Annotated in this window: 25 protein-coding genes; 2 read left to right on the top strand and 23 right to left on the bottom strand. The window is 51.8% G+C overall.

What is annotated here, in order from left to right; genetic code table 11:
* Window positions 1-72 precede the first annotated feature (72 nt).
* From ACI1P2_RS12200 to ACI1P2_RS12160, 9 genes are all read right to left on the bottom strand, one after another.
* The gene (locus ACI1P2_RS12200; protein WP_355320091.1) at window positions 73-954 is read right to left on the bottom strand and encodes a hypothetical protein; all 882 of its coding nucleotides are present in this window, start codon (window positions 952-954) and stop codon (window positions 73-75) included.
* Between the two features lie 38 nt (window positions 955-992).
* Window positions 993-1715 carry an AAA family ATPase gene (locus tag ACI1P2_RS12195; protein WP_355320089.1) on the bottom strand — a complete coding sequence of 241 codons (723 nt, stop codon included), beginning with the start codon at window positions 1713-1715 and terminating at the stop codon, window positions 993-995.
* A gap of 23 nt (window positions 1716-1738) precedes the next feature.
* Window positions 1739-2128 (bottom strand): DUF2500 domain-containing protein, encoded by a 390-nt coding sequence (locus tag ACI1P2_RS12190; RefSeq protein ID WP_355320087.1) that lies wholly within the window; start codon window positions 2126-2128, stop codon window positions 1739-1741.
* 103 nt (window positions 2129-2231) lie between these two features.
* On the bottom strand, window positions 2232-2741 hold the full coding sequence (locus ACI1P2_RS12185; protein ID WP_355320085.1) for a GNAT family N-acetyltransferase: 510 nt from the start codon (window positions 2739-2741) through the stop codon (window positions 2232-2234).
* A 152-nt stretch (window positions 2742-2893) separates the two neighbouring features.
* The gene (locus ACI1P2_RS12180) at window positions 2894-3034 is read right to left on the bottom strand and encodes a hypothetical protein (protein ID WP_355320083.1); all 141 of its coding nucleotides are present in this window, start codon (window positions 3032-3034) and stop codon (window positions 2894-2896) included.
* An 85-nt stretch (window positions 3035-3119) separates the two neighbouring features.
* Entirely contained in the window at window positions 3120-3614 is a 495-nt protein-coding gene (locus ACI1P2_RS12175) for an NUDIX hydrolase (protein WP_355320081.1), read from the bottom strand.
* Between the two features lie 15 nt (window positions 3615-3629).
* A complete protein-coding gene (locus tag ACI1P2_RS12170) occupies window positions 3630-4376 on the bottom strand; it encodes a GNAT family N-acetyltransferase (protein ID WP_355320079.1) in 747 nt (248 codons plus the stop codon).
* 77 nt (window positions 4377-4453) lie between these two features.
* On the bottom strand, window positions 4454-5071 hold the full coding sequence (locus ACI1P2_RS12165; RefSeq protein ID WP_355320077.1) for an NUDIX hydrolase: 618 nt from the start codon (window positions 5069-5071) through the stop codon (window positions 4454-4456).
* Window positions 5072-5128: 57 nt separating this feature from the next.
* On the bottom strand, window positions 5129-5494 hold the full coding sequence (locus ACI1P2_RS12160; protein WP_355320075.1) for a YunG family protein: 366 nt from the start codon (window positions 5492-5494) through the stop codon (window positions 5129-5131).
* A 219-nt stretch (window positions 5495-5713) separates the two neighbouring features.
* On the opposite strand from ACI1P2_RS12160, the gene ACI1P2_RS12155 reads away from it, so the two are divergent.
* Window positions 5714-8170 (top strand): GH36-type glycosyl hydrolase domain-containing protein, encoded by a 2457-nt coding sequence (locus ACI1P2_RS12155; protein ID WP_355320073.1) that lies wholly within the window; start codon window positions 5714-5716, stop codon window positions 8168-8170.
* Between the two features lie 115 nt (window positions 8171-8285).
* Here the strand turns inward: ACI1P2_RS12155 and ACI1P2_RS12150 are convergent, their stop codons facing one another.
* Together ACI1P2_RS12150 and ACI1P2_RS12145 are read right to left on the bottom strand one after the other, a co-directional pair.
* On the bottom strand, window positions 8286-8687 hold the full coding sequence (locus tag ACI1P2_RS12150; RefSeq protein WP_355320071.1) for a DUF3600 domain-containing protein: 402 nt from the start codon (window positions 8685-8687) through the stop codon (window positions 8286-8288).
* Window positions 8688-8796: 109 nt separating this feature from the next.
* Entirely contained in the window at window positions 8797-9381 is a 585-nt protein-coding gene (locus ACI1P2_RS12145; protein WP_355320069.1) for a sigma-70 family RNA polymerase sigma factor, read from the bottom strand.
* Between the two features lie 150 nt (window positions 9382-9531).
* On the opposite strand from ACI1P2_RS12145, the gene ACI1P2_RS12140 reads away from it, so the two are divergent.
* A complete protein-coding gene (locus ACI1P2_RS12140; protein ID WP_355320067.1) occupies window positions 9532-10254 on the top strand; it encodes a class I SAM-dependent methyltransferase in 723 nt (240 codons plus the stop codon).
* A gap of 59 nt (window positions 10255-10313) precedes the next feature.
* Here ACI1P2_RS12140 and ACI1P2_RS12135 read toward each other — a convergent pair whose 3' ends face one another.
* From ACI1P2_RS12135 to ACI1P2_RS12080, 12 genes are all read right to left on the bottom strand, one after another.
* Window positions 10314-11420: a Gfo/Idh/MocA family protein gene (locus ACI1P2_RS12135; RefSeq protein ID WP_355320065.1), complete on the bottom strand. Its 1107-nt coding sequence runs from the start codon at window positions 11418-11420 to the stop codon at window positions 10314-10316.
* A gap of 19 nt (window positions 11421-11439) precedes the next feature.
* A complete protein-coding gene (locus tag ACI1P2_RS12130) occupies window positions 11440-12165 on the bottom strand; it encodes a ThuA domain-containing protein (RefSeq protein ID WP_355320063.1) in 726 nt (241 codons plus the stop codon).
* A 39-nt stretch (window positions 12166-12204) separates the two neighbouring features.
* Complete coding sequence (locus ACI1P2_RS12125; protein ID WP_355320061.1) at window positions 12205-13371, bottom strand: Gfo/Idh/MocA family protein; 1167 nt, start codon at window positions 13369-13371, stop codon at window positions 12205-12207.
* A 30-nt stretch (window positions 13372-13401) separates the two neighbouring features.
* Entirely contained in the window at window positions 13402-14442 is a 1041-nt protein-coding gene (locus tag ACI1P2_RS12120; protein WP_408976209.1) for a LacI family DNA-binding transcriptional regulator, read from the bottom strand.
* A gap of 105 nt (window positions 14443-14547) precedes the next feature.
* A complete protein-coding gene (locus tag ACI1P2_RS12115) occupies window positions 14548-15219 on the bottom strand; it encodes a hypothetical protein (protein WP_355320059.1) in 672 nt (223 codons plus the stop codon).
* A gap of 38 nt (window positions 15220-15257) precedes the next feature.
* On the bottom strand, window positions 15258-15791 hold the full coding sequence (locus tag ACI1P2_RS12110; protein ID WP_355320057.1) for an AAA family ATPase: 534 nt from the start codon (window positions 15789-15791) through the stop codon (window positions 15258-15260).
* 29 nt (window positions 15792-15820) lie between these two features.
* Window positions 15821-16294 (bottom strand): DinB family protein, encoded by a 474-nt coding sequence (locus tag ACI1P2_RS12105; protein ID WP_355320055.1) that lies wholly within the window; start codon window positions 16292-16294, stop codon window positions 15821-15823.
* A 204-nt stretch (window positions 16295-16498) separates the two neighbouring features.
* Window positions 16499-17797, bottom strand: coding sequence for a C4-dicarboxylate transporter DctA (gene dctA, locus ACI1P2_RS12100; RefSeq protein WP_355320053.1), 1299 nt, complete (start codon window positions 17795-17797; stop codon window positions 16499-16501).
* A 25-nt stretch (window positions 17798-17822) separates the two neighbouring features.
* Window positions 17823-19253 (bottom strand): NAD-dependent malic enzyme, encoded by a 1431-nt coding sequence (locus tag ACI1P2_RS12095; RefSeq protein WP_355320051.1) that lies wholly within the window; start codon window positions 19251-19253, stop codon window positions 17823-17825.
* Window positions 19254-19751: 498 nt separating this feature from the next.
* Entirely contained in the window at window positions 19752-20177 is a 426-nt protein-coding gene (locus tag ACI1P2_RS12090) for a GNAT family N-acetyltransferase (RefSeq protein ID WP_355320049.1), read from the bottom strand.
* 178 nt (window positions 20178-20355) lie between these two features.
* Window positions 20356-21069: a response regulator gene (locus ACI1P2_RS12085; protein ID WP_355320047.1), complete on the bottom strand. Its 714-nt coding sequence runs from the start codon at window positions 21067-21069 to the stop codon at window positions 20356-20358.
* Window positions 21032-22660, bottom strand: a complete 1629-nt coding sequence (locus ACI1P2_RS12080) for a sensor histidine kinase (protein ID WP_355320046.1) — start codon at window positions 22658-22660, stop codon at window positions 21032-21034. Before ACI1P2_RS12080 ends, ACI1P2_RS12085 begins: the two co-directional genes overlap by 38 nt.
* Window positions 22661-22692 lie beyond the last annotated feature (32 nt).

Below are 22692 nucleotides of genomic sequence, written 5' to 3'. Positions count from 1 at the left end.
ACGAAGAAGAGAGGATGCCCTGAGGTATCCTCTCAGTTTATTTTCCGAATTTTTTCCATGGGATAATCTATGTCACCTAACACTATTTTCCTCCTGGTTTAGATACGACTTCACAACCGGCCCCAGCTGCTCCTGCAAATGCCGTTCATCCGCATAAATGATCAATCGATCGGCAATTCCCTGAACAGTAAAGGATAGATCCGTACCCCATTTGGCGACAACGATAACCGGCTTTTTGCGGGCATGCGCATACCCGGCTTCGATGCCGAGGCCCACTCCTTTTTCCGATAGCTCAAGCAGCACCAAGTCACAGCGGTCTATTTGCTTCAGGCTTTCCTCCATAAGCAAAGCCGGAGGCACATGGTTTCTCCCCCAGGCTTCCATATCTCTGACCGTACAATAAGTCCGCGCCCCCGCTGTCTCAAGAAAAGTGCTCATACGTTCAATATCAGCCTGGTTGGACATGTCCTCCTTATATTTTATACCTATGTATATATTGAGAAATGGCGCTCTCTCTTTTTGAGGCCGGAGGATGTTTTGCAGTTCAACACTGCGGTACTTTCTTTCAGGCACCAGCCGAAAATAATCGTCGGCCTCCGTAATAATGACATCAAGTTCGTTGCTGTCTTCTACCGGTTTGATATGAATGATGTCTTTTTTCGGTACGAATTTTAGAGCCAGAGCAAGACCATTCGGGCCGTACTCAAAACGGTTAAGCCAATGAAGCAGGAGCGCAATCCCCATAGCTATGAGGAAACCTCTGCCACCGCGGTTTTCTTCCGAGATCACAAAATAAATAATACCCGCGATTATATCCGCCCATAAAATCCAGTGCATTTTGTCCGGTCTGCCGCGAAACAGAACCGTACCAGCACGCTTCCGCACTTGCAGCCTGCGCACAATTAGCACCAGATTCAGCACCACCAGAACCGTCAGCATTACATGCAATACCAATCGACCACCCCTGACTTAAAACAATGTATACACACTATCTAATCCCCATCATCCCGGAATAATTCATCGAGCATCGGCTCTCTATTGGTCAGGAACTGCCGGGTTACATAGTAATGCTCCGTTTCCTCATACGCAATCTCCCTGATCGAGGAACCATCAAAGCTCAAAATTTGCGCCCCCGGGTAACCGAGCAGGATCGGTGAATGTGTAGCAATAATAAATTGGCTATGTCCCGACAAGTCCCGGATAATCCGCAGCAAGCTCAGCTGGCGTGTGGGCGATAAAGCGGCCTCAGGCTCATCAAGCAAATAAATCCCTTTTTCAATAAAGCGATGCAGAAACAGATTCAGAAACGATTCCCCGTGCGATTGCTGATGCAGCGAACGCCCTCCATATCGCCTAAAACCGCCGCTGTCCACCTCATCAATATGGGAAGCAAAATGATAGAAAGACTCTGCCCGCAAAAAAAATCCGTTTGTAATCTTGGGCATCCAGCTCAGCCGTATATGAGGAGCGAGCGCAGATTCGGAAGCATGCACTTGATAGTTGTTATGCCTGCCTCCGCCTGCGGTATGAAACCCGCTTTGATAGGCCAGCGCCTCAAGCAGCGTGGATTTGCCGGAACCGTTTTCCCCTACAAAAAAAGTTACTTTATGTGTGAAATGGAGCTTATTCAGGGAACGAATTGCCGGCAGATGAAAAGGATAGTCCACCATGGAAGGAACTTTGTCCCTGAGCAACTCCACACTTTTGAGATACAAACCTGCCACCTGCTTTCCGATGATCAGTAATTTGAATTCTGTGCCGGAAGCCGTTCAAACGACTTAAAGCGTGTCCCCTGGTACACCAGCTTCCCGCGGTCTCCTTCCACGATCAAGCCGTACTGCTCTCCCTTGACTTCAAGCTCCTTGCGTTCGCCGTTTTGGAACTCAAACGTAACATAATAATCGGTCTTGGAGCTCATATCTCCGCTGCCTCCCCACACCCTGGTGCGTTTCGTAATTGCGGTACATTCCTCCGACAGCTCCGGTGCGGCATTATTGGAGGACCAGTTTCTGATCCCCTTTGTTATAGAAAAAATGAACAAAAGGAAAATAAATCCGATAAAAATAAATACGACTATAGGAAAATAATTAAATAAATCCCAAAACCAAGAATCACTCAATGAATCCATTGTTTTCCCCCTCATTTTCTTTTAATCAAGCCCTGGCAATGCCTTCTCCAACTGCTCTCCTTCAATAACCAATACGGTCATGCCTTTATCCGAGCCGAAACAACTAGGACTCCTTCCGCAGCAGGTATTCCGGGCGAAGCTGGGACATGATAACGAGGGATTCAAACACGCTGCCCCTTTTGGACGCATCCCGCAGAGTACCTTCGGTGACAAAACCTGCCGATTGGTACACATGTCTTGCGCGTGCATTAAACACCTTGACATCCAGCCAGAAGCGATGTGCCCCGGTGTGCTCGAATACCCAGGTCGTCACCAGTCGCACCGCTTCCTTGCCATATCCCTTGCCCTTCATCTGCATCGCGATCCTTTCCAGGCATACCGACTGATTCGGGTCCTGCAGACCTGTCAAAATGATAAACCCGGCCCGTTCCTCTTCCGTATTCTCGATGATCATATACAGCATATTCGGGTCCTTCAGTCCTGCCAAATGCCGCTCATAGTCCCACTGCCCGATAAAATTCGTATTTCCCGGGTGGCTCTCCGTATCCATAATGAACTGGAGATCCAGCTCCACTGCCGCTCGCAAGCGCAGCAGCTCCGATTGTATCAGCATCATTGATCCTCCTTGAGTTAAGGATAAGCGCTTTCAGAGCATCTAAATTCTACGTTTATCCCTATATTGTACCAGTTTTTGCTTAAAAACGGAGCATAAATTGCAAAGAAAAAGAAGCCCTTACTATAAAAAAGGACTTCCGAATCATTAGCTCAACTCTTCTTTTGTATGACGATTACACAAGTGCTGTCAGGCAAAGGCGCAGGATCGCCGCTTTCTTTCATAAACTCTATTCTCCCGCTCAGGGCCTCCGTATACCCTTCCTGCAGGTAATGCCGGTCAACCATCAGCATCAGCTATTCCTGCTCTTCCAGTGCTTCTTTTTTCCCCGAACGATAATCAATCAATGCTTCCAATGATTGCAGCTTATCCTGATGTTCACCTTTCTTCCCTCAGCAGCTCTGTGATTAATTTCTTCTGATCCTCCGGCAATCCTTTCGGCCAGTCCCCCGGCCTGCACAGCAGCATTTCCGATATTTCACTGTTGGACTGGAAGCCTTTTTTACCGGACTCCCCGCCGAGTTCCCCTCTGAATATAAGGTCCACTCTGTCAGGCTTCTGCCCGTATATGGCTTTAACAAGCCTTAACCGCTTCACACTCAGTCCCGTTTCTTCCCGGATTTCTCTTGCCATCCCCTCTTCCGGCTTCTCCCCCTCCATCCAGCCCCCTGGTATGCCCCACGGCTCCTCGCGGTATGTATGCTTGAGCAGCATAACTCTGCCGGAGCTGTCCGTGATGACACCGAGCACGGACACCAAAAATTTTACTTGGGCTTGCCGCACCGCATAATCTTTGATCCCCTTAAAAGGCATTGTTTTGTACATATAGACAAGCCAGTCTCTGGGCAGTGCCCGGATTAGCCTCGACAGCATTCACGCAGCTCCTTTTCACGACATTTCCTTCTTCACTCTGTACCAATAGGTGTAAGCCTCGCGGTAACCGAGCTTACCGTACAGCCTCAAGGCAGGACCGTTATCCTTCAATACCTGTAAATAGCTGTACCCGGCTCCCTCGCGCTTTCCCCACTGCAGCAGCTTTAAAACAAGCTGGCGGGCATATCCCTGGCCGCGATGCTGTGGATGAGTGGCAAGATCGTAGATCCCGATCCATTCCCGTTCCATCACCCCTGTTACACAAGCCACTGGCGCAGAGTCTTTATACAGCATAATAAAAGCCTTGTTAAATGGCGGCAAGGACAGCATTTTACGCTTGATCGCCATACGCTCTGCTGGTAAAGCAGTGGAGCGAGCGAACACATCCATCCACTCATCATCGACTTCTGCCGAAATTTTCACATCCTCTATCTGAGCCTCATCGATATGATCCAGCTTTAATGTCTGCACACTGGACAGATCCGCTTTTTCATAATCCCTGTGCTCCAGCAGTTCATCCAGATTACTCGGGTGAATAAAAGGTGTCATTTTAAATACTGGATCAAGGCCGACACTTGTATAAAAGTTTTCACACTCCAAAAGCTTCCTCTCAACACTGATGCCTTCGCCGCTATAGATGGGATTTACGGAGTTTGCCCTTTTTGTATACCCGTCGGCATAACGCGCAATCCAGCCGTCGATTGACATTTGATAGAACGCCGGCAGCGCGTTCAGGGAGAGTTCTTCAATATATTTATGCACATTTGCTACCCTCTTTCATTTACATATAGCATAAATATACATTTAATTGATTATTTACTCAAAACTAAAAAAGAATTTTATTCCAGCCACGCCTTCTGTTCCGGATTCCGGTAAAAATCAAAGCATCGTTTCATTTGCGCTTCCGTATTCCTTGATATGGACAAAGGCGGTAAATTGTCCTCTTTAAAGAAGCCGACCCCGGAAGTCTCCACTCCTTCAAGCGCTTCTCCGCCCGTAATTTCGCAGTGGATAAATATTTTATAAATATGGTACGCATCCGGCGGATGATCGTGAAATTTTTTGTCCAGAATGCCGATCAAACCAGCCGCCCGCACCTCAAAGCCGGATTCTTCACGGACCTCCTTGACCGCCACTTCCGCCGGGGACAGCCCGATATCCGCCCATCCGCCCGGAAGCGCCCACGCTCCGTCCGACTTTTCTCTGACCAGCAAGATTTCATCAGCATGAAAAACGACGCCCCGCACATCCACCTTCGGGGTTGCATATCCCGTTTCCGCCGCAAACAGTGAGCGCAGCTTGTCCGTCTCCATCCCGGTGTATTCCTGCATCATCTTAATGCTTAACTCCCGCAGCTGCTCAAACCGTTCGATATCGTACACATCTCGGCCGTATGCAAGTCCTGTCTGGCTGATGGCCTGAATTTGCTTTGCCCACGTAAGCCATTTTGGTTCCATTACATCATCCATCCTTTATATGAGAAATCGGATTTCGACGCTCCCTATGCTCCATGTTCACTGCCTGTCGAGTAGCTCCGCCATTCTGCTGCTTAGTGCATCGTATTGCTCCTGATTCGTATAGCCGAACGCATCCGTTCTGGAAGAGAGCACATGCAAATACTCGATCTCCCCTGCAAATTGCGATGCGGTGAAATCATAGACGTTATTGTTGACTCGATTATAGTAATGCCAACCCCCTGCGGTCATCGTCTTCAGGATTTCTCCGCCGAGGCGGTCCTGAACGACCAAAGCGGTTACACCGCACTGCCCGCAGGCCGGATTATCCGTCGTCCATTTTGAACTGGTCTGCAGTGACCATGATTCCAGCAGGGCTGCGGATATCTGATCATATAAAGTGTCTGAAAATGAGCGTGTTTTCATAAATACTTCCCTGCCTTCCGTTATGAGCTAACTAAATCTTACCTTTTTCACCATACAGAGGGCAACCCGGAGAGCGGAGTGTACGGGCTGAATTTGGTATGTAATTTTAGGAACTTGGTTAAGGAAATTCAGATCATGCACGGATACGGAAGGAATTAACAGGTCCGGAAAGAAGACCTTCAAGAGAACGATTTCACAAAATGAAAGGGGCTGTGACCAGTGCAGTACGGTTTTTTTGACGACAAAAATAGAGAATATGTCATTACCACCCCGCAAACGCCTTATCCATGGATTAACTATCTTGGCAATGAACAATTTTTCGGGCTGATGTCCAACACGGCAGGAGGCTACGCCTTTTACCGGGACGCGCGACTGCGGAGGCTGACCCGTTACCGCTATAACAATATTCCTGTGGATAACGGCGGACGTTATTTCTACCTCTACGATCAGGGCGATTTCTGGACACCGGGCTGGATGCCGGTCAAGAAGGAGCTTGACCACTATGAATGCAGGCATGGTCTCGGTTATACGTCCATCACCGGCGAGCGCGGCGGAATCCGTGTCAACCAGCTGGCGCTGGTGCCGCTTGGTTTTAACGGAGAAGTGCATCAGGTAACGGTCAGCAACACTTCAGATACTGTAAAGCAGGTGAAGCTGTTCTCTTTTGTTGAATTTTGCCTTTGGAACGCGTATGACGATATGACCAACTTCCAGCGCAATCTCAGTACCGGGGAAGTGGAAGTAAAGAACTCGGTCATCTACCATAAAACAGAGTACCGCGAGCGGCGGAATCATTATGCCTTCTTCTCCGTCAACGCTCCCATTGCGGGATTTGACACCGACCGTGAAGCATTCCTCGGCTTGTACAACGGTCTCAATGAACCACAAGCCGTGGCCGCCGGGCAGCCTTCCAACTCTCTGGCCAGCGGCTGGTCGCCGGTCGGGTCCCACTGCCTGGAAATTACGCTGCGGCCTGGCGAATCAGCCAGCTACAATTTCATCCTTGGTTATGTGGAAAATGCCGTAGAGGACAAATGGGAGGCTCCCGGCGTCATCAACAAGGCACCGGCTGATTCTATGATCAAGCGCTTCAGCGATGAAAGCGATGTTGAACAGGCACTGGCCGAGCTTGCTGCTTACTGGGAGAGCCTCCTTTCCAAATTCACCCTGCAGAGCCATGAAGAGAAGCTGAACCGTATGGTCAACATCTGGAACCCGTATCAATGCATGGTTACGTTTAACATGTCGCGTTCCGCCTCCTATTTCGAATCCGGCATCGGACGCGGCATGGGCTTCCGGGATTCCAACCAGGATCTGCTTGGTTTCGTGCACCAGATTCCTGAACGGGCACGCGAGCGGATTCTCGACATTGCCTCCACCCAGTTCGAAGACGGAGGAGCTTACCACCAGTACCAGCCGCTTACCAAGAAAGGAAATCATGAGGTCGGCGGCGGCTTTAATGATGATCCGCTGTGGCTCATTCTCGGCACGGCCGCTTATATCAAGGAGACGGGTGACTTTACCATCCTTGATGAACAGGTTCCTTTCGATTGCAACCCGGATAATACGGCCACGCTGTTTGAGCATCTGAAGCGTTCCTTCTACCATGTCGTGGAAAACCTAGGACCGCACGGCCTTCCTCTGATCGGACGGGCGGACTGGAACGATTGTCTGAATTTGAACTGCTTTTCCACCATACCGGATGAGTCCTACCAGACCACGCAAAACATTGAAGGCCGTGTAGCGGAATCTGTATTTATTGCCGGCCTGTTCGTATATACCGGACCGGATTTTATCGAGCTGTGCCGGCGCCGGGGGCTTGCGGAAGAAGCGGAGACCGCACAGGAGCATGTCGACCGGATGCGGGCTGTTACGCTGGAGCACGGCTTTGACGGGGAGTGGTTTCTGCGGGCCTACGATCATTACGGGAACAAGGTGGGCAGCAAGGAGAACGAAGAAGGACAAATTTTTATCGAACCACAGGGCTTCTGCGTAATGGCCGGAATCGGCGTGGAGGAAGGCCATGCCGTTAAAGCGCTGGATGCGGTGGCTGACAGGCTGGAAACCAAATACGGCATTGTGCTGCAAAACCCGCCCTACTCCAAGTATTACCTGAATTTGGGCGAGATCTCTTCCTATCCGCCGGGATACAAGGAAAATGCAGGCATCTTCTGCCACAACAACCCTTGGATCATGATGGCGGAGACGGTGATCGGACGCGGCGATCGCGCTTTTGAGCTGTACAGCAAAATCGCTCCGGCATATCTGGAGGAAATCAGCGATATCCATCGCACGGAACCGTATGTATATTCGCAAATGATTGCCGGTAAAGACGCTGTCCGCGAAGGCGAAGCCAAAAACAGCTGGCTGACGGGAACGGCGGCCTGGAATTTCGTAGCCATCACCCAGTCGATTCTCGGCATTCAGCCCCAGTTCGACGGTTTGAAAATCGATCCATGCATTCCCGCAGCCTGGGAGGAATTTACCATTACAAGAGTATATCGGGGCGATACCTTCGTGATCCATGTGTCCAATCCGGATAAGGTCAGCAAAGGAATCGCCTCGGTTATACTGGACGACAAGGTCCTTGACGGGAATGTCATTCCACCAATGGGCGATGGCGGTGTGCACAAAGTGAAGGTGGTAATGGGGCATGCTGTAGCGGTGGAAGCATAGTCCGGCAGACTTCTGAATGCTCAAAAGGTATGCCCTCAATGTTCTGGGGGCATACCTATTTATTTTGTATGATAAATTACTTTACTCGGCGGCCTTCATCGGCTTAATCCAGGATCTAATCACCCGCTTCGGCGGATGGTCCGACTTCTTTCGTCCCATTCAGCTTTTCAAAATAAGGCTCAAGCTTCTTCAGCAGCTGAGCATAATTTTGCTGTTCTTCCTTCGTGAGCCGTTCCGGATGTACCGTTCCTTGAGCGTCGGCAATTCGAAGGTTATAATCCGCCAATTGCTTATTAAGGGCCATAAACTCCGTGAACTCCCGTTCGTTTAACACCTGTTTGGCTCTCTCCAGCTTGGTTTCGAGCTTTTCGTATTGCTGCTCCGTTCCTCCGGCTTCAACGAGGGCTTCCTTGGAACCGTAGATGCCGTCCGCCAGATAAGAATATCCGGCAAACGCCCCTGCAGGAATCAATAACGCAGCTGCCAAAATACTGGCCATCACCATTTTTTTCTTCATTTGAGTTCCTCCTGTTTGCTTATAAATGCTATTCAATACTTTTTGTTTCAGTTGCGGCGGTACATTCAAATCCTCGGCTTCTTCAATAAAAGCCTTTTTTAACTTCTGATCAAGATCCATGAAATTTCTCCACCTTTCCCGGAATAAGAATACGTCGCTCGTACCGCTGCCGAAGCTTCTGCAGTGCCGCATGAATGCGGGACTTCACCGTACCGACCGGAATATCCAGGATTTCGGCGATTTCCTCCTGCGTATACTCGTTCAAATAACGCAAAACTACGGCCTGCTTTTGCTTAAAGGGCAGCTGGTTCACAGCCGCCAGCAATGAGCGGTTCGAAATTTTCTCGACGATCTGTGGTGAAAAATCTTCTTCCTTCTCCGACGTATAATTCAGTGCTTTGATGCCAATCCTGAGTCGCATCCATCTCTTTTTGCGGTATGCGTGGATCTGCCGTATGGCGAGGCCGGTTAGCCAGGGTCTGAAAGGCTTGGACGCATCATACCTTTTCAGCGACTTGTGTACCTGGATATAGATCTCCTGCACGATATCGTCAACATCTGTTTTTTCCTCCGTCAAATAATGAACGGTCTTGTACACATCCTGAATGGTTGCTTCATAAAGCGCACTGAATGCCTCCCTGCTGCCCTCAAGGCTAAGCTGAACCAGCCTGCCGTATTCCTCCGGGTGACTCATCCCCCATCCTCCTTTTGTGACTTACACTATGTATTGGCAGGATATCTGATTTTCGTTCGATTTTTTAAAAAATTTCTTTTTTCCTTCAGCACTCTGTAAAATGTATACTAACTTTGATTCCAGTGACAGGAAGAGAATGGAGGGAACGGTTTGAAAGAAAGGTTAAGAGAGGCCTATGGCAAGCTTGCTGCCGACTATGAAAAACATATTGATACAGACAGCCCGTTTAACACTTATTACGAGCGGCCTGCCATGTTAAAGCTGCTGCCTGAAGATTTAAAAGGACGTACCGTGCTGGACGCAGGCTGCGCTGCCGGCTGGTATACGGACCAGCTGCTCAAGCGGGGCGCGGATGTCACAGCGGTGGATATGAGTCCAGAAATGTGCGCTGCCGTCATACGCCGGACCGTAGGCCGGGCGGAGGTGCGAAATCTGGATTTGAGCGAGCCTCTTCCATTTGAGAGAGATTACTTCGATCTGATTCTCAGCTCGCTCACGCTGCATTATATAGAAGACTGGGAAGAGACCTTTAAAGAATTGCAGCGGGTTTTAAAACCGGGAGGAAGGCTGATCTATTCGGTACATCATCCTTTTATGGACTTTGCAAAGTTTCAGAGCCCGGATTATTTCACGCGTGAGCTGTTGACGGATAACTGGAACAAAAAAGAGGCGGGCCATATTGAGGTGCCCTTCTTCCGTCGTCCGCTGCAGGAAATCATTAATACCACCACCTCTTTCTTCATGCTAGAACAGCTGCTTGAACCGCAGCCGGTGCCGGAATTCAAGAAGAGGACAGAGTGGCTGCAGTCGTACGAAAAGCTGATGACGGAACCCTGGTTTTTAATTGTGGAGGCTTCCAAGCCAGCCCGGTAAATAAATGCAAGCACAACAAAAAGCCCCCTTGCGGGGGCGGGATCAGCATGCGGAATTTATTAATGATCTAAAGTATAAGGAGCCAGGCCTTGCGGAAGCGGAGAAGGACGTGTGCAGGTGCTCTTCATTTCGTAAAAGGTCCCCTGCTCCGCCGCATCGTGGAACGCCCACATGGCTTCAAGCACATGATAGGCAAGCTCGCCGCTCGCCCTGTGCGGGCGGCCGCTGTTGATCGCATACGCCATGTCAGCCGGTCCGATGCCGCGTGTATTCTGATCATAACCGGGCAGCAGCGGCTGCTCTGTCCAATCCTTCTCCCCTTTTTTGCGGAACTGGACCGGACCTCCGAACGTGTTTGGGTCAGGAACCAGCATCGTTCCCTCCGTTCCGTAAATCTCGATCCTCGGCAGGGTGCTGCCCCCGAAGATATCGAAGCTCGTGATCATTGTTCCGATCGCACCTTCTTCAAACTCCAGCAGACCGGCTACATGGGTCGGAATGTCCACCGGGATTTTCTGGCCGTATTTCTTCTCGCTAGTAATCGTGCGTTCTCCCAATGCCTTACCGGTCATGCCGGAAATTTTGCGGATCGGGCCGAGCAGCTGGACCAGGGCAGTTAGGTAATACGGCCCCATATCGAACATCGGACCGCCACCAGCCGCATAATAAAATTCAGGATCGGGATGCCATGTTTCATGACCGCCTGACATCATAAAGGCGGTTGCCCCCACCGGCTTCCCGATCACGCCGTCCTCCAGCAGCTTCAGCGCTGTCTGGATGCCCGCTCCCATAAAGGTTTCAGGAGCGCAGCCGACCAGAAGTCCTTTGGCCGCAGCCGTCTCCAGTACCTTTCGCCCATCCTCGCGGCTGACCGTCAGCGGCTTCTCCACGTACACATGCTTGCCCGCCTCGAGCGCCCGCAGACTAACGTCCGCATGCACCGCTGGAATCGTCAAATTAATAACCAGCTCAACATCCGGATCGGCCAGCAGCTCGTCAGTGGAATATACACGCGGAATTTCGTATTTAGCAGCCTGTTCCTTCGCCCGCTCCAGGTCGAGATCCGCACAGGCAATCAATTCAAGCACCTCAAACTTGTGGCAGTTCTCCATGTAAATACTGCTGATTTTCCCGCAGCCGATGACTCCGACCTTCACTTTATGCATGTTGCTTCCCCTTTCCCGCCTATTGGCTGTCTCCCATACCGGTATAAACACTGCTCTTCCCTGCGGCTGCAGCGCTTGCCAACTGCTCTTTGCCTTCCGCCGCCCACAGGAAACCCCGGCGCATCATTTCTTTCACCTGCGGCATTTCCACAATATTGGCCTGATGCCCAAGCGAGTTGTAATAGACGCGGCCTGCCCCCCAGTATTTCGTCCACGCAACAGGCATATCCACCGCCTTGTTCGTACGGTGCGGACCTTCGGCTACCGGAAAACGGGTCGTAGCGAGCACTTCCACTGCCGGATCCACATGCAGATAATACTGCTCAGACTGGATCGTAAAATCCTGAAGCCCCGCCACAAGCGGACTGGAGCCTGGTCTGATCTCGACGATGTACTCCACGCCGTCATTTCCGGGATGAGCGACCCACTGCCCGCCGGTCATGAACTGCCAATCCACATTTTTGCGGAAGGCGTCGCACATGCCCCCATGACAGCCTGCGAGGCCCGTTCCGTTCTGCACCGCTGCCGAGACGTTGTTGACCAACTCCTGCTCGATTTCCCCCATCGTCCAGACGGGAACGATCAGGTCCAACCCCAGCAATTTTTCCGCATCTGCATAAGCCTGCAGCGTATCGGAAACTTCCACCTCGAACTGCTCCTGCCGCAGCATGTCTGCAAATATAGCAGCAACCTGCTCTGGCTGATGCCCATCCCAGCCGCCCCATACGATTAACGCTTTTTTCATCCTAAGCCCTCCCGATACCAAAATGTTTGGAGACAACGCTTACATTTCACTGATTTTAACCCACCGCCGCTCGTCGATGGAGCGCTCTACCGCTTCCAGTACCGCCTGACAGCGTACTCCGTCATGGAAGCTTGGCTCAGGCTGGCGGTCCTCTTCAATCGCAGATGACAGCTCCAGCACTTCATGGATGAACGTATGCTCAAAGCCGATCGTATGGCCCGGCGGCCACCAGGCCTCGGCGTAGTCATGGGCCGGATCGGTGGCCAGCACTCTGCGGAAACCCTGCACGTCCTCATCATCTGAAGCAAAATAAACCTCCAGCTCATTCATGCGCTCGAAATCAAATTTTACGCTGCCAAGGCTGCCGTTGATCTCAAACGCATTCGTGGACCGGTGACCAGCCGCAAAACGGGTCGACTCAAAGCTGCCGAGCGCACCGTTTTCAAACCGGGCCAGAAAAAGAGTCGCATCATCTACGGTGACTTCCCCTCTTGGGGCATCGGATGCCGCGCTTCCCTTGGCGCTCAAGCCCGTCATTTCGGCGGCCAGTGGGCGCTCCTTGATAAAGGTCTCGCTCATGCCGATCACTTCGTCCATACCGCCGACGAGGAAGTGCGCCAGATCGATCAGATGTGCGCCGAGGTCGCCATGGGAGCCGGAGCCTGCCACATCCTTCTGCAGCCGCCATACGAGCGGAAAATCAGGGTCCATGATCCAGTCCTGCAGGAACCAGGCGCGGAAATGATAGATTTTACCGAGCCGGCCGCTGTCGATCAGCCTTTTGGCCAGCCGGACCGCGGGAGAAAAGCGGTAGTTGAAGCCGACCATATGCTTGATCCCCGCCTTTTCAGCCGCATCAAGCATTTCACGGGCATCCTTGAGGGAGAGCGCAAGCGGCTTTTCGCAGAAAATATGCTTGCCCGCCTGTGCCGCCGCAATCGCAATTTCCTTATGAGCGTCACTTGGCGCATTGATATCGATCAGGTCGATATCTTCACGTCCAACCAGCTCCTTCCAGTCCGTGCTGCTCGACTGCCATCCCAGCTGCTGTGCCGCCTGCTTGACCGCCTCATCATTGCGGCCGCATATCACCGACATCTCCGGTTTTAACGCCTGCGGAAAAAACATGGGCAGACTGCGGTAAGCATTGCTGTGGGCTTTGCCCATAAACTTGTAACCGATCATTCCGATACGAAGCTGTTGCATGGAAGTCCTCCTTTGCAAATGGTTTAGTCTTTAATTGTTTTTTACGGAAGAAGCACGGACTACCAGCTCCACAGGAAGCCTGACTTTAAAAGGGCTGTTCTCCTCATCCTTCTCCGGCTCCTCCAGGAGGCGAAGCACTCGTGCTGCCGCCATTTCCCCAAGCTCATAAAACGGAACTCTTACGCTGGTTAGTCCCGGGGAAGTCATTTCCGCTGCATCCGAGTCGTCGTATCCCACAATGGCGGGCATATGCTCCGGTAAAATCCCCGCCTGCCGCAGTCCCTGTTGAATGCCGATGGCCATACGGTCATTAGCTGCAAAGATGCTGTCGATACGGTCCAGGCAGCCCAGAATCTCCTCCGCAACCCTCAGCCCGCTGGTTCTGCTGAAATTGCCCGCAAACAGCAAATCTGGCTCAACCGGCAGGCCCGCTTCCCGCAGTGCACGCTCATAACCTGCCCTACGGTCGCTGCTGTTCGAGTAGGCATCGGGGCCGTTCACGAAAGCGATGCACCGGAAGCCCTGTTGCAGCAGATGGCGGACCGCCTGATAGCTGCCCTCCGTATGGTCCGCATCCACCTCATTGAAGGACTCGCCTGCAAAATGCTGATTGATCAGGCAGAACGGATATCCCTTTTCCTGCATGCGGCGCAGCATTTCCCGCTCCCCTGCTTCCTCCTTGGCCCCCAGAATGAGGCAGGCGTCGATCTTCTGCATGCGGAACAGCCCTTCGACATCTGTTGCAGCATCCGGGTCACGAAATATGATCAGGAGATCATAACCCTCCTCCCGCGCCCTGCTTCCAATCCCGCTCAAAATTTCAGAGAAATAATGGGCGGAAAAGAGGCGTGCCTTGGGCAAATAGGGCATCACCACCCCCAGGTTGCCGCTGCGTCTGCGGGCCAGGCTGCGGGCCATGGCGTTCGGTGTATAACCCAGCCTTTCAGCTGCCTCAAGAACCCGCTGCCTTGTCTCCTCCTTGATGGGGCCTACTCCGTTAAGGACGCGGGATACCGTAGCCTCCGAGACACCGGCCAGTTCAGCCACTTCGATTCTTCTTACGATGTTCATCAACCCTTTAAGCATGAATGTACGCGCGTACATTTTCTCATGAAGCGGCTCTCCCGTCAAGCGCTTACATCCCATTTTTACAAAAAAAGCAGGCGAAAGCCTGCCTTATTCCTTCCAACCCGCCAACTCATCCCATTCATCGAACAGCGGCAGCAGCCTCTCCGCCGTATCCGCCACAAATCCTTGAATAAGCGCATCCGAAAAGTACTCCGGCGTAATGCGCGGCTCCTTCGCCGGGTCCGCGAAGAAGGTGGACGTGCGGTCCCTCCATCTGCTGATCTCGTCAGCGCTCAGCAGGTCGCCGAAGTCATAAACCTCCGTTTCGTCCATGGCCATCCAGACGAGCTCCCGCCATGGCTGCTGCCTGAACAGATGAAAATCAGCCTGATCCGTTTCCCTGTAGTAATAAGTTCGCTTCTCCTGGTCCGAGAGCCCGAGCCTGTCAGCATGATCAACATAACCGGGGTAGAGCAGCTTGAACCAGTAATAATCGGTAAGTATGTGCATGAAATAACCTTTAACGAACCATTTCCAGGCAGCAGCAGTTTTATGATGAGCCATATATTCTATGTACAAAAATTTGAGGTCTTTCAGGTCATCCCCTTGCGTTTTGTGCTCAAAATGGGTTCTCTGCTTGTCCCCGCTTGTGCTTCCAGCTCTCATATGGATGGCATCCGGCGCGATATTGCCCAGATAGAACAGTCCCGAAATCTCCTGCAGATTTTTTCGCTCCGCAAAGGTCACAGCAGTGCTTAAATGAACCATAGGCAATGGCATGGCAGAACCCTCCCTCCGAAATGATGGTGAACCGAAAATTATGTCATGATGCAATTTATGCTGTGCTCTATACGCTGCTCAACCGTCATATCTCCCTCCAGCCGCAGCACCGGACAGGTCAAATCCAACACCCACTGTTCATGCAATGCCCTGCTTCTTATCTCCGGACCTGCTTCATCATACCGTGCCGCCCAGTCCATAAATGTGCGGTAATCCTCATATCTGCACCCCCCGGGTAAAATATCGTCACCATACCGCTCACGTTCTCTTCCCCGTAATCTCTCCATTCTCAGTTCATGTGGTACCGACAAGAAGATGACCAGATCGAATTCGGTTTTCAATGCATCGCCCCAGCTGCATACAGACCCGGAGAGCGTCCATTGCGGACAAGGTTGCATTTCTTGTTTCAGCAGGCGTAAGCGTTCTTCAGGCGGTCTCCTCTCTGTGAACTTTTGTGCCCAGAAGAAATCATCTGAATCCAGATGAACATGCGGAAGTGCGCTGCTTAGCGCCTTTCCCAACGTTGTAGTTCCGGAACCGGAAGCGCCTAGAATATGTATCCTGTTTTTCATAAAACCTCCGACTTGATCAGTCTTTTTGGTTAATGATCCGCAGACAAAATTTTTCGAATGGACTGTACGAACCCAAGATGATACCACTCATGATACAGAGTCCGCGGGATCACTTCCCCGATCGTGCTCATCCCGAGCTCGCTCACACGCTGCAGCGGTTCTTCAAGGCGGCCGCTAAACTTCCGCTTGAGAATAACAGGCTGCGAAATCAAACGATCCACGAGTTCCTCCCAGGAAGGCGGTTCATTCGTCCAGGTTCCAGGGCTCGTGCCAAAACCAAAGAATTCCCCATATTCAGCCGGTACTTCCGCTTCGTCCGCAATCAAATAATGAAACCAGACGTCCTGGTCATATACGATATGCCCGACATTCCACAAAATAGAATTGTTAAAACCCTTGGGCACAATTTGAACCAGATCAGGCGCCAATGTTTTGCAGACCCCTACTGTGTAACCGCGTACATCTTCCAATTGGCTCCAGAGCACCTCTTCACTATATCTCATATTAGCCCTCCGCTTCATAGAGATGATAAAAAATTGAAAATTATTACTATTTGTGTTGTATTATAAGGCAAAATGCTAGAGTTCCACCACGCAAGTTAAATGAATTTAGAGTTTCTTTTTGTCTACCTGAAATATTCGGTAAAAATAAAGACAGGGAACAGCCAATAGGCTCCCTGTCTTTTCATAGAATATGGTCGATTAAGCTTATACGGCCGGATCGGTGCTCTCCCCTTGCAGGGGACGGATGGCCCCGATCTCCAGCCCCAGCTCCTCTGGCGGTGTAAATTCCTTCTCGCTCTTGGCAATGACGACCGTTGCCACACTGTTGCCCACGATATTCGTGATCGCGCGCGCTTCGGACATAAAGCGGTCCACCCCCAGCAGCAGCGCCATGCCTTCAACTGGAATGACGTTGTTCGGTATGGCCGCAAGCGTCGCAGCCAGCGTTACAAACCCGGAGCCGGTAACGCCCGCCGCTCCCTTGGAGGTCAGCATCAGGACGCCGAGCAGCACAAGCACCTGAGTAATAGTCAGTTCTACGCCATAAGCCTGGGCAATGAACATCGCCGCCATGGACAAGTAAATGGACGTGCCGTCCAGATTAAAGGAATACCCTGTCGGCACAACCAAACCCACCACGGGCTTGGAGCAGCCGAATTTCTCCAGCTTGTTCATGACACGTGGCAGCGCTGATTCGGAAGACGACGTGCCCAGTACAAGCAGCAGCTCTTCCCGGATAAAACGCAGCAGCTTGAACAGGCTGAACCCGTTCATACGCGCAATCAGACCAAGGACGATAACGATGAACAAAAACATCGTGATGTAAACCGAACCCATCATTTTGCCGATCGAGAACAGGGAGCCCACGCCGAATTTGCCAATTGTATAGGCCATGGCGCCGAAAGCTGCGAATGGAGATACCTTCATGATCATGGCTACAATGCGGAAGAAGATTTCGTTAGCGCTTTCAAGAAAATGGGTAACCGGCTTTGCTTTCTCACCCAACCCTGCCATGGCGAGACCAAACAGGACGGAGAAGAACAACACTGGCAGCATATCCCCTCCTGTAAAAGCACCTATCGCATTGTCGGGAACGATGCCAACGATAAAATCAAGAAATCCGTGGCTTGATTCCGCGGCTTGCTCCTGAAACTTGGCCACCGCGTCCGCCTGAACGCCCTGAGTACTCATGCCATGACCGGGACGGACCAGATACATGACGGCCACACCAATCGCCATGGCCAGCGTTGTCACAATCTCAAAGTACAGCAGCGCTTTGCCGCCGATCCGTCCGATCTTTTTCATATCGCCCATGTTGGCGAAGCCGATGACAATCGTCATGAACACAATCGGGGCGATGACCATTTTGATCATTTTGATGAATATGTCGCTGATGATCTTCATCCGGTCCGCAAATTGCGGGAACAGAATGCCGAAGATGATTCCCAGGACAATCGCTGTCAGCACCTGCACGGACAGGTTTTTCCATAACTTCTTTTTCATTCGTTCAACCTCCTGAATAGCTGTGTCAGCTGAGCACCGGCGTTTTGTCGCGGTTTCTGCGGGCCACGCCGGCTTCATGTGCCGCTGCAATCACCGCTTCGCTCACACGCTCCGCGACCGCCTGATTGAATACACTTGGGATAATATAGGTTTCGTTCAGCTCTTCGTCTTTGACCACGGAAGCAATCGCCTTGGCGGCTGCGACCTTCATTTCGTCAGTTACCCGTGCCGCTCTGCAGTCCAGCAAACCGCGGAACATTCCCGGAAAGCACAGTACATTGTTGATCTGATTCGGATAATCCGATCTGCCTGTCGCCATCACCCGGACATAAGGCTCGGCTTCTTCAGGCAGAATTTCCGGCGTCGGATTGGCCATCGCGAACACAATGGGATCTGTGGCCATGCGCTTCAGGTCATCCACCTGCAGCACACCAGGACCGGATACCCCTATGAACACATCCGCACCAGCAATGACATCGGACAACCTTCCGGATTCCCCGTGCGGGTTGGTGTGGTCCGCGAACCACTGCCAGCCCCGATTGGCATAACGGACGCCGCGCTGGATAGCCCCCTCGCGATCCACTCCGATGATATTGGCGGCCCCGGCGGCCGCGAGCATCTTGGCACAGGCGGTTCCGGCAGCGCCCAGGCCGCACACAACGATTTTGCATGCTGCAAGCTCTTTGCCGGTCAGTTTCAAGGCATTCAGCAGCCCGGCCAGCAGCACGACGGCAGTTCCATGCTGATCATCATGAAAGACGGGGATGTCCAGCTCCTGGATCAGTCTTTCCTCGATTTCAAAGCAGCGTGGAGCCGAAATATCCTCCAGATTAATACCGCCGAATGTAGGCGAGAGTGCCTTCACAATGCGAATGATCTCCTCGGTGTCCTGAGTATCGAGGCAAATTGGGAAAGCGTCCACATTGGCCATCTGCTTGAAAAGCATGGCCTTCCCTTCCATCACGGGCATGGCCGCTTCAGGCCCGATATTGCCGAGTCCCAGCACGGCGGAGCCATCGGATACAACCGCAACCGTATTACGCTTGATGGTCAGCTGATGGGCCAGCGAAGGCTTTTCCGCAATTGCAGTGCACACCTGCGCTACGCCTGGAGTATAGACCCGGGACAGGTCGTTGCGGTTTTTGATCGGATATTTGGGATTCATCTCGATCTTGCCGCCCAGATGCATCAGCATTGTCTGGTCGGAGACATGGACAACGGTTACACCCTCCTGCCGGCCGAGAAGCTCAACGATGAGGTCCGTCTGCTTGGAATCGGTTACATTAATGGTCAAGTCACGCGTCGTGGTCAATTTATCGGTACGCACTACATCGATAGCGATGATATCTCCACCCGCCTCGCTGATGGCGGTGGCGATGCCCCCAAAAGAGGCCGTGCTGCGCTCCAGCTCAAGCCGGAGAATAATGCTTGTATTGGCACCTGCCGGAATACTCATGAAATGTACATCCCCTTTTGTGATCTATGTCATTGACAGAATGATACCGCTTACATGAAAACATGGGAATAATTTGGCCTTTTTGTTCTTTTTGTTCATTTAGGTCTTGTAATCGTTGATCGATACAATGAGTTGTGGTAAGACGCTCCGAGAACGAAGCATTCCTACAATCGCTGTTGACCCTCCGGGCCAAAGGCGAACGCTCCGCTTTTCCGGAATTGCTTCGTCCTCTCCGCTGCTGCCTGCGCGACCCTACTCCAAAATACCCGATCAAAAATCGCAAAGCCCACGATTTTTGCTTGGATAAAAAAAGGATCGAGAACAGGAGCAATTTCTCCCTGTTCTCGACCCTTTGCCCTTCTTGCCGAATGCCACACATGACAAAAGCGAGTAAATGCCATGCATAAGAGAAAAAGCGAGTATTGGTGGAATCCGGCCACCGATACTCGCTTTTTTAAATCAAACTGATACTTGTGTTAGTACCTGAAAGTTTGCTTTCTACAGCCTCATGTAAATACTTCTCTCACGGAAGCCAAGCGACTTCCAAAATTCATATCCGGAAGAATTCCAATACATCACTTCAACATCTAAATTATTGGTGCCCAGAAAATGCTGCAGTCTCTCAAACGATAATTTACCATAACCCTTTCTTCTGCAATCTCTCGATATGAAAAATTGTCTTAAATACAAAGGCTGCCGGCCATGATCTACAAGAGCATAACCGATGGTTTCACCGCGCTCTTCAAACAGATAAGCTTTATAGCCTCCATGAATGAAAGTCCGCAATCTTTCTTTTAGCTGTTTCGCAGTCATACTGTTGTCATTCTGCTCATCCTCGATAAGCTGCTTGTTCAGAACCGCAAGAAGGTCCAAATCTTCATCGGAGCAAATTCGTATGGATAATGTGGATAATGCACACATCATGATCAACTCCTTTTCTGAGTATCAGCATTTCCTGTAATCTTTCCATGCTCGCTAACCTTATGACTTCATCTCCGCATGGCACCGCTCCCCATGGCGGATGTTGGCGATCCGCTGCCTTTCCATGTCCGCGATTTTTTTCGCGTAGTATGAAATTTATATGCTTATTTGTGATGTTTATTCACCGTGTATTGTCATTCAGTTTATAGCGGTTAACGGGTCTGCCCACTCCACCGTATTGGACATCCAGTAAAAGAACGCCTTTTTTCTGCAAATACTCCAGATAGCGGCGGGCCGTTACCCGCGCCAGGCCTGTCCCCTCCGCGACCTCCTCCGCGGAGCGGGAGTCATTCTGTTCCCCCATAAAAGCGATGATCTGGCGCAGCGTCATGGCCTGCAGCCCCTTGGGCAGCTCCTGCTCCTCCTGAACCGCAGCAGTGCCTGACTGCTTCCGGCCGTGCAGCAAACGGTCCAGCTCCGTCTGTGACAGGGAACCGCCGCCTGCGAGCCTGCCCCTCTTGGCCGTGTATTGCGCCAAAGCCTGCTTGACCCGCTCAAATTGAAAAGGCTTCATTATATAGTCCACAGCCCCGAGCTGCAGCACCCGGCGAATCGTCTCCGGATCATTGGCCGCCGTAATTGCAATCACATCAATATTCAGCTGCTCCTGACGCAGCAGGCTAAGTGTCGTTAATCCGTCCTGCACAGGCATGTACATATCGAGAATTGCCAGCTCAGGCTTCAGCCTGCGCAGCAGTTCCATGCCATCCAGCCCGTTTGCGGCGGTACCGATGACTTTATAAGGTCCCGCTTTCTCAATAAATTGCCTGTGAATTTCGAGGACCATCGAATCGTCTTCAATCAGGACGACTTTCGTCGGCTCTGCTTTCCCCATCATTCCCCTCCTCCCGCTGCATCGGCAGTGTAATCATAATGCTCGTACCTTCGCCTTCGTCCGAATCAATGGCTATCGTGCCGCCAGCTCCATCCACAATGCTGTATACCAGGTGCATGCCGATTCCCCGATGCTCACTCTTTTTCGTTGTATACCCCATTTCGAACAATCTTGCTAGAGTCTCCTGGCTCATGCCGTGGCCGTTATCCTCAATCAGTACGGAGCAGACCTCCGCATTTTGCTCAACGCTCAGAAACACCTCTCTGATCCCCTGTTTATCCTGCAGGGCATCAAACGCATTTTCCACCAGATTGCCCAGCACAACCACCATGTCATGATGGTCAAGGGCTGCCGGCAGTTCTTCAAGCCAGCTGCGGCTGTCCAGCCTGACTTCGATGCCGAGCTCCTTGCCGCGGCTGATCTTCCCGAGCAGAAGACCGGCGATGCTGTCGACACGGACGCGCTGGTTCACGAAACGCAGCAGCCCCTCCTGCTGCTCAACCACCTCGTACAAATAGGCAAGCGCACGCCTCTCATCCCCAAGTTGAATCAAACCGCCCACGGTATGCAGCTTGTTCATATATTCATGGCTCTGTACCCGCAGCGCTTCCACAAACGCTTTGACACCGGTCAGTTCCTCCGCCATGCGTGTCACTTCCGTCCGGTCCTGAAATATGGACACCGCGCCGACCACCCTGTCTTTTACGGTGATTGGAACTCGGGTGCTTACAATCTGGGCGGGACCGATAAAATCGGTGTGATTATACAGCGGCCGGTTGGCCCGCAGTGTGGCCGGAAGCCTTGAATCAGGAAGGATCTCCCGGACAGGGCGTCCGATCACATCCCCCTGAACACGCAGCATTTCCTTGGCCTTGTCATTAAATATGGTGATCTTCTCCTCGCTGTCAATCGCCACAATCCCTTCATGCATCGCCTGAAATGTGGCTGTCCGCTCCACGAGCAGCCTTGCAATCTCTTCCGGCTCCAGCTCGAACATGCGTTTCTTGATATGACTGGCAAGCAGCCAGGAGCCCCAAATGCCGAACAGCAGTGTAAGCAGCGAAATCACATAAATTTCACCAAGCATGCTTTGAATCAAGACCCCCAGCGTTGGCAGCAGCTTGCCGGCAAGAACGACTCCCACCTGCTCGCGCTCTTCGTTCATCACGGGCGCAAACGCGCGCAGCGCGGTGCCTTCCTCCCCTTTGGCCTTCGACAAATACGTATGCTCCGCAAATGCAGCCCGCTCATCGGCGCCGCCGGATTTGGTGCCGATCAGCCGGTTTGCCGGATGTGTCCAACGAATTCCATTCATGTCCATAATGACTATATAATCTGTGTTATTGACAATACGGATTCGTTCGGCAATGTTGTGGAGAGCAGGACGCTTGTCTTTGTCCGTGAGTCCCTCCGCCACCGCAGGCATTTCCGCCACCGTCCGGGCTGTAACGAGCAGCCGCTGCCCCAGCTCGTCTTCCTTGAGCAAAGCGATATGGCCTGTCAGAATAATGCCCCCGATGCTGAAGGCAAACAGAACAATACAAAATGACAGGATCGTGATTTTCCCTTTAATCCGGAGTCCTTTGCGCACATTGCCCCCCCAGTGCCTTTAAGATGAAAAGT

The organism is Paenibacillus jiangxiensis, assembly GCF_046098255.1.
Classification (GTDB): domain Bacteria; phylum Bacillota; class Bacilli; order Paenibacillales; family Paenibacillaceae; genus Paenibacillus; species Paenibacillus jiagnxiensis.
This window is presented reverse-complemented; position numbering and strand designations above follow the sequence as displayed.

What these genes read in the sequence shown, in the direction of transcription:
- ACI1P2_RS12190 (WP_355320087.1), bottom strand. Translation starts at nt 2,128, where the DNA reads ATGGATTCATTGAGTGATTCTTGGTTTTGGGATTTATTTAATTATTTT.
- ACI1P2_RS12185 (WP_355320085.1), bottom strand. Translation starts at nt 2,741, where the DNA reads ATGCTGATACAATCGGAGCTGCTGCGCTTGCGAGCGGCAGTGGAGCTG.
- ACI1P2_RS12180 (WP_355320083.1), bottom strand. Translation starts at nt 3,034, where the DNA reads ATGCTGATGGTTGACCGGCATTACCTGCAGGAAGGGTATACGGAGGCC.
- ACI1P2_RS12175 (WP_355320081.1), bottom strand. Translation starts at nt 3,614, where the DNA reads ATGCTGTCGAGGCTAATCCGGGCACTGCCCAGAGACTGGCTTGTCTAT.
- ACI1P2_RS12165 (WP_355320077.1), bottom strand. Translation starts at nt 5,071, where the DNA reads ATGGAACCAAAATGGCTTACGTGGGCAAAGCAAATTCAGGCCATCAGC.
- ACI1P2_RS12160 (WP_355320075.1), bottom strand. Translation starts at nt 5,494, where the DNA reads ATGAAAACACGCTCATTTTCAGACACTTTATATGATCAGATATCCGCA.
- ACI1P2_RS12150 (WP_355320071.1), bottom strand. Translation starts at nt 8,687, where the DNA reads ATGAAGAAAAAAATGGTGATGGCCAGTATTTTGGCAGCTGCGTTATTG.
- ACI1P2_RS12145 (WP_355320069.1), bottom strand. Translation starts at nt 9,381, where the DNA reads ATGAGTCACCCGGAGGAATACGGCAGGCTGGTTCAGCTTAGCCTTGAG.
- ACI1P2_RS12135 (WP_355320065.1), bottom strand. Translation starts at nt 11,420, where the DNA reads ATGCATAAAGTGAAGGTCGGAGTCATCGGCTGCGGGAAAATCAGCAGT.
- ACI1P2_RS12130 (WP_355320063.1), bottom strand. Translation starts at nt 12,165, where the DNA reads ATGAAAAAAGCGTTAATCGTATGGGGCGGCTGGGATGGGCATCAGCCA.
- ACI1P2_RS12125 (WP_355320061.1), bottom strand. Translation starts at nt 13,371, where the DNA reads ATGCAACAGCTTCGTATCGGAATGATCGGTTACAAGTTTATGGGCAAA.
- ACI1P2_RS12120 (WP_408976209.1), bottom strand. Translation starts at nt 14,442, where the DNA reads ATGAACATCGTAAGAAGAATCGAAGTGGCTGAACTGGCCGGTGTCTCG.
- ACI1P2_RS12115 (WP_355320059.1), bottom strand. Translation starts at nt 15,219, where the DNA reads ATGCCATTGCCTATGGTTCATTTAAGCACTGCTGTGACCTTTGCGGAG.
- ACI1P2_RS12110 (WP_355320057.1), bottom strand. Translation starts at nt 15,791, where the DNA reads ATGAAAAACAGGATACATATTCTAGGCGCTTCCGGTTCCGGAACTACA.
- ACI1P2_RS12105 (WP_355320055.1), bottom strand. Translation starts at nt 16,294, where the DNA reads ATGAGATATAGTGAAGAGGTGCTCTGGAGCCAATTGGAAGATGTACGC.
- dctA (WP_355320053.1), bottom strand. Translation starts at nt 17,797, where the DNA reads ATGAAAAAGAAGTTATGGAAAAACCTGTCCGTGCAGGTGCTGACAGCG.
- ACI1P2_RS12095 (WP_355320051.1), bottom strand. Translation starts at nt 19,253, where the DNA reads ATGAGTATTCCGGCAGGTGCCAATACAAGCATTATTCTCCGGCTTGAG.
- ACI1P2_RS12090 (WP_355320049.1), bottom strand. Translation starts at nt 20,177, where the DNA reads ATGATGTGTGCATTATCCACATTATCCATACGAATTTGCTCCGATGAA.
- ACI1P2_RS12085 (WP_355320047.1), bottom strand. Translation starts at nt 21,069, where the DNA reads ATGGGGAAAGCAGAGCCGACGAAAGTCGTCCTGATTGAAGACGATTCG.